This window comes from Bacillus sp. EE-W1 (assembly GCF_009760835.1).
Lineage (GTDB): Bacteria > Bacillota > Bacilli > Bacillales > Bacillaceae_G > Bacillus_A > Bacillus_A wiedmannii.
The window spans coordinates 119-536 of record NZ_WIPE01000032.1 but is presented as its reverse complement, the minus strand read 5'-3'; the positions used below and the strand labels follow the sequence as shown (position 1 = coordinate 536).

General features: G+C 32.5%; 1 pseudogene. It reads right to left on the bottom strand.

What is annotated here, in order from left to right:
• Positions 1–418, bottom strand: a pseudogene (locus tag GFJ36_RS29325) (GAF domain-containing sensor histidine kinase); the annotation flags it as partial.

Genomic DNA, 418 nt, shown 5'->3' with positions numbered 1-418 from the left:
GATTGAATATGGCTGTGGAAGGAGTATCATTAACAAATCGTAAAAGCGGTTGTTGAAAAAACAAAAAAACACGCAAAATAATAACAAAGATATTAAATTTTCATACAGAACTGACATATCTATATTGTTAATTAATAAGTGCATACATTTATTTGAAAACCATTCGGCCAAGATCAAACTAAGCGCATGCTGAGTACTATTAAATAACATTCTTTGTATTGGTGAACGACGATGCAGGTGAATAATTAACGTTACGAGTACAATAGCAATAATAGTTATATGGATTCCAAACTGCCAACTCATAGCGTAAATTATGGGAAAGGTAAGCGAGCTCGTTCCTCTCCAAAATCGTACAGGAAAATACTCTGCAATCCCCATAAATATTAATAACAATATTAGTATTGTTGAATGAGAAGGG